This window comes from Stenotrophomonas sp. PS02301 (genome assembly GCF_029959485.1).
Lineage (GTDB): Bacteria > Pseudomonadota > Gammaproteobacteria > Xanthomonadales > Xanthomonadaceae > Stenotrophomonas > Stenotrophomonas maltophilia_Z.
Window position 1 is genome coordinate 1 of sequence record NZ_JASCOO010000130.1, and the last position, 9836, is coordinate 9836.

At 67.1% G+C, this 9836-nt stretch carries 5 protein-coding genes and 1 pseudogene; 3 read left to right on the forward strand and 3 right to left on the reverse strand.

Features of this window, described 5'->3' with window-relative positions:
* The first annotated feature begins 260 nt into the window (after nucleotides 1-260).
* Nucleotides 261-1142: an AraC family transcriptional regulator gene (locus tag QMX81_RS19375; protein WP_282263913.1), complete on the forward strand. Its 882-nt coding sequence runs from the start codon at nucleotides 261-263 to the stop codon at nucleotides 1140-1142.
* A gap of 6 nt (nucleotides 1143-1148) precedes the next feature.
* Here QMX81_RS19375 and ybaL read toward each other — a convergent pair.
* A pseudogene (gene ybaL, locus QMX81_RS19380) lies at nucleotides 1149-2853 on the reverse strand (YbaL family putative K(+) efflux transporter).
* A 242-nt stretch (nucleotides 2854-3095) separates the two neighbouring features.
* Entirely contained in the window at nucleotides 3096-5489 is a 2394-nt protein-coding gene (locus QMX81_RS19385) for a TonB-dependent receptor (protein WP_282263916.1), read from the reverse strand.
* Between the two features lie 344 nt (nucleotides 5490-5833).
* Here QMX81_RS19385 and QMX81_RS19390 point away from each other — a divergent pair, with 344 nt between their 5' ends.
* On the forward strand, nucleotides 5834-7690 hold the full coding sequence (locus QMX81_RS19390; protein ID WP_121039187.1) for an ABC-F family ATP-binding cassette domain-containing protein: 1857 nt from the start codon (nucleotides 5834-5836) through the stop codon (nucleotides 7688-7690).
* A 108-nt stretch (nucleotides 7691-7798) separates the two neighbouring features.
* On the opposite strand, the gene QMX81_RS19395 is transcribed toward QMX81_RS19390, so the two are convergent.
* Nucleotides 7799-8659: a LysR family transcriptional regulator gene (locus tag QMX81_RS19395; RefSeq protein ID WP_121039184.1), complete on the reverse strand. Its 861-nt coding sequence runs from the start codon at nucleotides 8657-8659 to the stop codon at nucleotides 7799-7801.
* A gap of 205 nt (nucleotides 8660-8864) precedes the next feature.
* Here QMX81_RS19395 and blaL2 point away from each other — a divergent pair, with 205 nt between their 5' ends.
* Entirely contained in the window at nucleotides 8865-9767 is a 903-nt protein-coding gene (gene blaL2, locus QMX81_RS19400) for a L2 family extended-spectrum class A beta-lactamase (protein ID WP_282263922.1), read from the forward strand.
* Nucleotides 9768-9836: the final 69 nt, after the last annotated feature.

A 9836-nucleotide genomic window follows, 5' to 3' on the forward strand; every position in this document is an offset into this window, starting at 1 on the left:
CATCGACGACCCGCTGGCGGACCTGGAGCAGGCGTTGGCCAAGGCGTAGAGGTGGGACCCACGGCGGCCGGTGCGGGCCGGCCGCCGTGGGGGTTTTGCCATGGCGCCATGGATTCTCTGCCATGGGGGTAGGGCCGCGCATGGCGTGGCTCTACGCGCGGGGTTAGGATCGGCTGACGATCCCCCAACTGCGCAAGATCGGCCACGCGCAGGCGCGGGGCACGGCGCAGGCTGAGCATCACCTAGAGAGGGAGCCCGCCATGCGCCGCATTGCCCAGGTACGCCAGCGCCACGGTATCGATCGTGTCATCGCCCATCTGCAGGCGTGCCTGCGCGCTGGCGATCCCTTGCCCGATCTGGAGGCACTGGCCGCGATCGCGCACCAGTCGCCGTTCCACTTCCATCGCCTGTACCGCGCGCTGACCGGCGAAACGCCCGGGCGCACCGTGGCGCGCCTGCGTCTGCTGCAGGCGCTGACGCTGCTCGGCCAGGCCGAGAGCCGGGTCACCGAGGTCGCCTTGAACGTCGGCTATGAAAGCCCGCAGGCGCTGGCCCGTGCCTGTCGCCAAACGCTGGATGCCACGCCGAGCACGTTGCGTGAGGATGCCTGGCTGCGCAGCCACTGGCAGCAGCGCCTGTCGCTGCCGGCGGGCGATCACGCGGACGGGACGGTGCCGTTGCAAGTTACGGTGACCACGCTGGAGCCTTTCGATGTGGTGGCGCTGCGCACGCAAGGGGCCTTCGATGATCTGGATCAGGCCTTCGGCGAGATCTTCACCTGGGCGGCGGAGCAGGGATGGGCCGAACAGTTGCAGCAGCTGGTCGGCATCGCACGGACGGACCACCGCGACGCGCCGGCGCAGGAATGCGTGTTCGATTGTGCAATGGGGTTCGGGCGCACGCCGCAGGCGCTACCAGCCCCGCTGCGTGCGCTGACGCTGGGCGGTGGCACGTATGCCGTGCTGCGCCATGTGGGCAGTTACGCAGGGCTGGAGGCCGCCACCGATGCGCTGCTGCGCGACTGGCTGCCCGAGAGCGGCCACACGCTGCGCGACGTCGAGCTGTATTACCACTACCTCGACGATCCGGAAGAGGTCCCTGAGGCGATCCTGCGTGCGGATATCTGCGTGCCGGTCGCGTAGCGCCCCTCACACCACTGGAATGCTGTGCTGCTGCCCCATCGTGCGGTACGGCGGGGTGGACATCACCATCTCCGCCAGCGAGTAGGCCAGTTCGCGCTCGGCCATCACCGTGCCATCGGCACCGTGGGCGAGCAGGTGCTTCACCTCGGCATCGCTATGCGCCCTTGCCAGCAGGGTCAGGCCGGGGTTGAGCGCGCGCAGCTTGGCCAACGTTTCACCGGCTTCCAGCGGCTGCGGGATCGCCAGCACGGCGATCTTGGCGCGCTCGGGATGCGCTTCGGCCAGCACGCGGTCGGAGGCGGCACTGCCGCGGATACCGGGCAGGCCGGCCGCGTGCGCTTCGGCGACGTGTTCCTTGTTGTCGTCGATGATCATCACCGGCACGCCCCGGTCGCGCAGTACCTGCGCCAGCGCGCTGCCGACGCGGCCGTAGCCGATCACGATGGCATGGTCGTGCAGGTCCAGCGACGGGCCCGGCGGCAATTCCGTCTCCACCGTGGTGGGGGCGGTTTCCTGATGCTTCAGCAGCCAGCGGTCGAGCAGGCCGAACACCAGCGGGTTGAGCATGATCGAGATCAGCGCACCGGCCAGCACCAGCGCCTGACCGGTCGGCGGCAGGATCCCCAGCGTCACGCCGAGGCCGGCAATGATGAAGGCGAATTCGCCGATCTGCGCCAGGCTGGCGGAAATCGTCAGTGCGGTACCGGTCGGATGGCCGAACGCGCGCACGATCACGAACGCAGCGGCGGATTTGCCGAACATGATGATCGCCGCGGTGGCCAGGACCTGCCACGGGTGTTCGATCAGGATGGCCGGGTTGAACAGCATGCCGACCGAGACGAAGAACAGCACCGCGAACGCATCGCGCAGCGGCAGTGAATCATTGGCGGCTTTGTGGCTCAGTTCGGATTCGTTGAGCAGCATGCCGGCGAAGAACGCGCCGAGTGCGAACGACACGCCGAACAGCATCGCCGAGCCGAACGCCACGCCCAGTGCGATGGCCAGCACGGCCAGGGTGAACAGCTCGCGCGAACCGGTGCCGGCGATGCGCTCCAGGATCCACGGAATCACCCGGCGCCCGACCACCAGCATCACCGCCACGAACAGGCCCAGCTGCACGAAGGTCCAGCCGATGCTGGCCAGCACGCTGCCGACGGTATGGGTTTCATTGGCCGCATCGGGCCCGAACACGCCGGCCAGGACCGGCATCATCACCAGCGCCAAGACGCAGGCCAGGTCTTCCACGATCAGCCAGCCGATGGCGATCTTGCCGCGCGTGGTTTCCAGCAGGCGCCGTTCTTCCATCGCGCGCAGCAGCACCACGGTACTGGCGGTGGCCAGCGAGAAACCGAATACCACGCCATAGATCACCGGCCAGCCCATCAACGCCGCCAGGCCCCAACCGAGCAGGGTAGCGACCAGGATCTGGCCGATCGCACCCGGGATGGCGATCGCTTTGACCTCCATCAGGTCTTTGAGCGAGAAATGCAGGCCGACCCCGAACATCAGCAGCATCACGCCGATCTCGGCCAGCTGGTTGGCCAGTGCCTGGTCGGCGACGAAGCCGGGGGTGAACGGACCTACGCAGATGCCTGCAATTCAGATAACCGACCAGGGGAGACAAACGCAGCTTGTTGGCCAGCGCGCCGAAAATGAAGGCGAGCCCAAGGCCAACGGCAACGATGTTGATCAGGTCGGTGTCATGGTGCATCGGGGCTCGCAAAGAGGGGGGGTACCCCGATTTTCACCGATGCGGCCGGTCCGGGCAAACATCGATGGCCGCAATGCTGCTATGTCCCCGTGGTCAGGTCATGTGCTGTCCAGGACAGCCCGTGGGTTGAACGGTGAATGCGCGGAATCCCGGTTTCCTGCGGCCAGAACGCACATGCCCCGGCGAACCGGGGCATGGGGTTTATCAGGAGGTTGCCGGCCAGCGGCCGGCACTACCTTGGGTTACCACTTGTACGTCACGCGACCGTACACATAGGCGCCGTTGAACCCATACGGCGAGTAGTTGCTGTACGGCAGCATGCCCCAGGTGGAGTTCTGCAGGTCCACGGTGCGGTCCGGGTACTCGTCCAGGATGTTGTCCGCGCCCAGGGTAAGGGTCCAGTTCTCGCTCGGCTTGTAGCTGGCCGAGGCATCGAGCACCCACGAGGCGTCGTAGGTCTGGTCGCGCAGGGCGGTAGCCGAGTTGCGCACCGTGAACGAGCCGTAGCGGGTGGCGGCCAGGTTCAGGTCCCAGCGGTCCGAACGCCAGGTGCCGCTGAGGATGGTCTTGTCGCGCGGGTAGCTGTCCTCGATGCGGCCGATCTCGTCGCGGCCGATCAGCGACTGGGTGATGCCCAGCGCGCCGAACACCGCCGGCGAGGCGATGAACTTCTTCACCTCGGTCTCGTTGTAGCTGTAGGCGGCGGTCAGCTCCAGCGAGCTGGCGGCGAAGGGAATCGTGTAACTGGAGACCGCATCCACACCGCGGGTGCGGGTGTCCACGCCGTTGGTGAAGTAGGAGAACGCGGTGACGCCCGGCAGACCCAGGTTGGCCAGCAGCGCATTGGCGGCGTCATTGGTGGTGATGTTGGTCGACAAGACGATGCGGTCGTCGATGTCGATCTGGTACGCATCCACGGTCAGGTACAGGCGATCCACCGGCTGCAGTACCAGACCCAGGCTGTAGGAGGTCGAGCTTTCGGCCTTCAGCGGGCTGGCGCCCAGGGCCTGCGCGGCAGGGCTGGTGGTCGGGAAGGTGCCGCGTTCGACGAACACGCCGTTGATGATCGTGCTGGTCACCGCCTGGTAGCTCTGCTGGGCCAGCGACGGCGCGCGGAAGCCGCTCGACGCCGTGGCGCGCAGGGCGACCTTGTCGGTGAAGGCGTAGCGTGCGGAGAGCTTGCCGGAGAACTTGTCGCCGAAGTCCGAGTAATCCTCATAGCGGCCGGTCACACCGGCGGAGAACTTGTCGGTGAGGTCGGCTTCCAGGCCGGCATAGACGGCGTAGTTGTCGCGGTCGGCATCCACCGCGTTGAGTGGGGTGAAGCCACCGAAGCCCTGCGCACCGCTGCCGGTATAGGAGTTCAGTTCACCGGCGGACTGCTCCCACTTTTCCTTGCGGTATTCACCGCCGAAGGACAGCGTGACCGGGTAGGCCAGGCCCCAGTCCAGGGTCTTGGTCACATCGGCATTGACGATGTTCTGGGTGTACTCCAGCGCGCCATCGTAGAACGAGCGCGGGCTGTTCACGCCGAGCGCGTAGTTGATGCTGTTGCGGGTGTGGAAATCGATCTTGTTGGCGCCGTAGTTGTAGCTGACGTCCCAGTTCCAGCCGCTGTCCGTATCGCCCTTGACCCCGGCGACCAGCGAGCGGTCCTTGGAGTACTGATTGATCTCCGGCACGAAGCCGTCCGGGTAGGTCTGCGCCAGCAGCGGGCCCTGGTTGCTGTTGTTGCGCGAGCGGTAGAACGCGAACGAGGTGATGTCGCGGTTGCTGGCCATCGCGGTGGCGTAGGCCGAGACGTGGTCGCTGAACTGGAAGCTGGCATTGGCCGAGGCCGCGGTCGCATCCACCTGCGGGTCACCGACCACGAAGGTGGTCTGGCCGATGTTCGGGAAGTTGCCCGTGTTGGGCGCGGTGCCCTGGTAGGGGCCGGCGCGGTTGCTCTCGTCCTGCTGGACGATCTGGCCGGCCACATGCACGCTGCCGCGGCCGTCGGCGAAGCCGATACCGGTGTCGCCGGAGAGCTGGTACTTGTTGCCGTCACCGGCCGAGTACTGGCCGGCATCCAGCGCCAGGCTGCCGCCGGAGGAGGACCCCTTGAGCACGATGTTGATTACACCGGCGATGGCGTCCGAGCCGTACTGCGCCGAGGCGCCGTCGCGCAGCACTTCCACGCGCTCGATCGAGGCGATCGGAATCGCGTTGATGTCCACGGCCGACGAGCCACGGCCGATGCTGCCGTTGACGTTGATCTGCGCGGAGGTGTGGCGGCGCTTGCCGTTGACCAGCACCAGCACCTGGTCCGGGGAGAGGCCGCGCAGCTGCGCCGGGCGGATGCCGCTGGTGCCATCGGTCAGCGCCGGGCGCGGGAAGTTCAGCGAGGGCAGGGCGCGGGCCAGCGCGGTGGCCAGCTCGGTGGTGCCGGTGGACTGCAGCGCCTCGGGGGTGATGATGTCGATCGGCGACTGGGACTCGGCCACGGTGCGGTCGGCCACGCGGGTGCCGGTGACGATGATGGTGTCCAGGGTGTTGGCCGCCGTGCGGGCAGGGGCGTCCTGGGCGGTGGCGGCGAAGCTGGACATACCGAGCGCGACAGCTACGGCGGCGGCGAGCGTACTGGTCTTGCGGTTCATCAGGATGTGGCTCCGGTAGTGGCGGTGCTGCACCAAAGCGACATCACGACCTCGAGGATCGGGTCAGCGAAGGCGGTTGTTGCGGTGCGCAATAGACGGATTAACGGGATATTCATCGCTTGTCAAATTTTCGCCAATTTCGTAAAAAACGTTGCAGAAGCAACCATTTACGTGAGGCGTTCGATTCGACAGGAGGGTCCCGGGGAAGCGCAGGCAGGGTCGTGGGAGAGAGAAACGAGGCCTGCCGCGCATCCCGGGGCGCGTCAAGTATTCGTTAACGCTAGAATTACGTCGCAGGAAAGGTGCTCACGAGCACATTCCATTCCGTTATATGGACCCCCAAGATGATTTCCCTTCGTAACTTCGCCTTGCGCCGTGGCGAGCGGCTGCTGTTGTCCAACGTCGACCTGACCCTGCATGCGGGGTACCGCGTCGGCGTGGTCGGCCGCAATGGCGCCGGCAAGTCCAGCCTGTTCGCCGCCGTGAAGGGCGAGCTGGAGGCGGACAAGGGCGACGTGGATCTGCCCGGCAAGATCCGCATCGCCAGCGTGGCCCAGGAAACCCCGTCGCTGCCCGATCCGGCGCTGCAGTTCGTGCTGGAGGGCGACACCGAGGTGGCCGCCGTCATGCGTGAAGAGGCGGAGGCCGCAGCGCGTGAAGACTGGGAAGCGGTGGCCACCGCCCACCAGCGTATGGCCGAGATCGGCGCGTATGACGCCGAAGCGCGCGCCGGCAAGCTGCTGCACGGCCTGGGCTTCCCGGCCGAGACCCACTCGCGCGCGGTCTCCTCGTTCTCTGGCGGCTGGCGCGTGCGCCTGAACCTGGCGCGCGCGCTGATGATGCCCAGCGACCTGCTGCTGCTCGACGAACCGACCAACCATCTGGATCTGGACGCCGTGTTCTGGCTGGAACAGTGGCTGCTCAAGTACCCGGGCACCCTGCTGCTGATCTCGCATGACCGCGAGTTCCTGGACAACGTGGCCACCCACACCCTCCACCTGCACGGTGGCGGTGCCAAGCTGTACGTCGGCGGCTATACCGATTTCGAGCGCCAGCGCGCCGAACAGCTGCGCCAGCAGCAGCTCGCCCACGACAAGGAACAGGCCGAGCGCGCGCATCTGCAGAGCTTCATCGATCGCTTCAAGGCGCAGGCCAGCAAGGCCGCGCAGGCGCAGAGCCGCATGAAGCGCCTGGCCAAGCTGGCCGGCACCGAAGCGGTGCGTGCCGAGCGCGAGTTCCGCATCGAGTTCGCGCCGCCGGCCAAACTGCCGTTCTCGCTGATCCGCCTGAACCATGTCGAGGCCGGTTACGGCGCCGATTCGGTGATCCTGCACAACGTGGGCTTCGGCCTGGAAGCCGGCCAGCGCATCGGTCTGCTCGGCCCGAACGGTGCCGGTAAGACCACCCTGGTGAAGACCCTGGTGGGCGAACTGGACCCGATCAGCGGCGAGCGTGCCGCGCATCCGGACCTGCGCATCGGGTACTTCGCCCAGCACACGGTGGAGTCGCTGCACGAAGGGCAGTCGCCGATGGAGCACTTCCGCGATTTGGCCCCGGATGCACCGAACCAGTCCTTCCGCGATTTCCTCGGCAAGTGGAACTTCGCCGGCGACCGCGCGTTTGAACCGGTGGACGGCTTCTCCGGCGGCGAACGTGCGCGTCTGGCCCTGGCACTGATCGCCTACCAGCAGCCGAACGTGCTGCTGCTCGACGAACCGACCAACCACTTGGATCTGGAAATGCGCGAAGCGCTGGCCGAAGCGTTGGCCGACTTCGAAGGCGCGATCGTGATGGTCTCGCATGACCGCCATCTGATCGGTCTGGTCTGCGACACGTTCTGGCGTGTGGCCGATGGCGTGGTCGAACCGTTCGACGGCGATCTGGATGCCTACGCGGCGTGGCTGCGTTCGCGTCCGGCCGCGCAGGGCACCAAGCAGAAGATGGCCGCGGCCGCCCCGGAGCCGGCGCCGCCGACTCCGCCGCTGCCCGCGCGCAAGCCGGCCAACCCGCACAAGCTGGCCGCTGCCGAAGCCAAGGTGGGCGAGCTGGAAGCGCTGCTGGCCGATCTGGACCGCCAGCTGGCCGATCCTTCCAACTACGCCGATGCGACCCGCATGGCCGTGCTTGGCCGTGACCGCGAAGCGACCGCCACCCTGCTCAGCAAGGCCGAGCAGACGTGGATGGAATTGCTGGACGCCTGATCGCGGCGAGTGATGCGGCACGCTGGTACGTGCCGCATCCCGTGTAGATCCACGCCGTGCCTGGATGCGCTCCGTTCCGGCATTGCGTTATCCACGCATGGCGTGGATCTACCGGGTTTCCAGCCATTCCCGGAACCGCCGCGCCGCATCGCTCTCGCTGCGCGAGCGCAGCCGCGTCAGCCAATACCTGCCCAGGTCCAGGGTCTGCGCGAAGGGTTGGATCAAGCGCCCTTGGGCAAGATCCTGCTCGAACATCTTCAACGGCAACAGCGCCACGCCCGCACCTGCGGCGGCGGCACTGGCCAGCGTCAGGGACGAATCAAACACGGGCCCACGCGCGTCCAGTTCCGGCGCGCCAGCGGCCTGCAGCCAGCGTGGCCACTCATCGCTGCGGTAGGAGCGCAACAACGCCACGTTGGCCAGGTCGCGCGGCTGCCGCAGCGTACGTGCCAACGCAGGTGCACACAGCGGCGCAAACGGGGCATCCAGTACGGCATCGCTGACCTGCCCCTGCCAATCGCCATCACCGAACCGGATCGCCAGGTCCAGCCCTTCACCGGCCAGATCGATGCGGTTGTTGTGGGTCTGCAGGCGCAGTTCGATATCCGGATGGCGCGCGTTGAAATCCCCCAGGCGCGGCAGCAGCCAACCGGTGGCGAAGGTGCCGACCACGCCCACGCTCAACACCTCCCGGAAATGCCCGCCGACGAACCGGTCCAGGCTCACCGCGATGCGGTCGAAGGCCTCGTTGAGCACCGGATACAGGCGGGCGCCTTCATCGGTCAGGGCGACCCCGCGCGGCAACCGGGTGAAGAGCGACACGCCCAGCCGGTCCTCCAGCGCCCGGATCTGATGGCTCAGCGCGGCCTGGCTGACGCACAGTTCCAAGGCGGCACGGGTGAAATTCTGGTGCCGGGCGGCAGCCTCGAAGGCGCGCAGGGCGTTGAGCGGCAGCTGGGGGCGGAGCATGGGGCGAGCCGTGAGCAGGAGTGATGCATCTTCGCACCGAGGGGCAGCTGCGGCGAGCGACTTCCGCAGATGACGCCATTTTCCGCGTTCATTCCCGGGGGGAATGCCAAGAGGTATGAGGTCAAGTAATGACTTCCGCTGAAAATCCTCGCTGGTGGAGGCGCGGCAACCTGCCAATACTCAGGCCTTCGCCAAGGAGAACCCCATGATCGCTCGACGACAGTTCCTGCAATGGACCGGCGCGGCCGCCGCGTCTGCAATGGCCACCACCGCCTTCGCCAAGACGCCGCTGCCCGCGCCGAAACCTGCCGTCGCGGCGAAAGACTTCGCCGCGTTGGAAGTAGCAAGCGGCGGGCGCCTCGGCGTGACCCTGCTCAACACCGGCACCGGCTGGCGCACCGGCAACCGGCAGGACGAACGCTTCCCGATGTGCAGCACGTTCAAGTTCGTATTGTCCGCCGCAGTGCTGCACCTGGCCGACCAGGGCAGGCTCTCGCTGGACCGGCGCGTGGCCGTGCGCCAGCAGGACATGCTCTCGCATGCGCCGGTGACCACGCGGCACATCGGCAAGGACGTCACCGTGCGCGACCTGTGCCGGGCGACCATGATCACCAGCGACAACCCCGCCGCGAACCTGCTGCTGGGCATGGTGGGTGGGCCGGCCGGCGTGACCGCCTTCCTGCGTGCCAATGGCGATGCCGTGACCCGTAATGATCGGCTCGAGCCGGAGATGAACCGCTTCGCCCCGGGCGACCCGCGCGATACCACCAGCCCGGCCGCGATGGCCGCCAGCCTGCAGCGCTTCGTGCTCGGTGACGTCCTCAAGCCCGCCTCGAAACAGCAGCTGGCCGACTGGCTGATCGACAACGAAACCGGCGATACACGGCTGCGCGCCGGATTGTCCAAGGCGTGGCGGGTGGGTGACAAGACCGGCAGCAATGGCGAGGACACCACCAATGACATCGCCATTCTGTGGCCGCTCGCCGGCGGTGCACCGTGGGTGCTGACCAGCTACCTGCAGGGCGCGACGGTGGACGATGCCGGCCGCAACGACGTGCTGCGCCAGGTGGCAGTGCTTGCCGAAAGCATCATGCAGCACGCCGGGTAAGCCACACCGCCCGGTACGCCACCCCGCCGGCAGGCACCGACCGTTGGTCGGTGCAGCACAGGGTAGTGC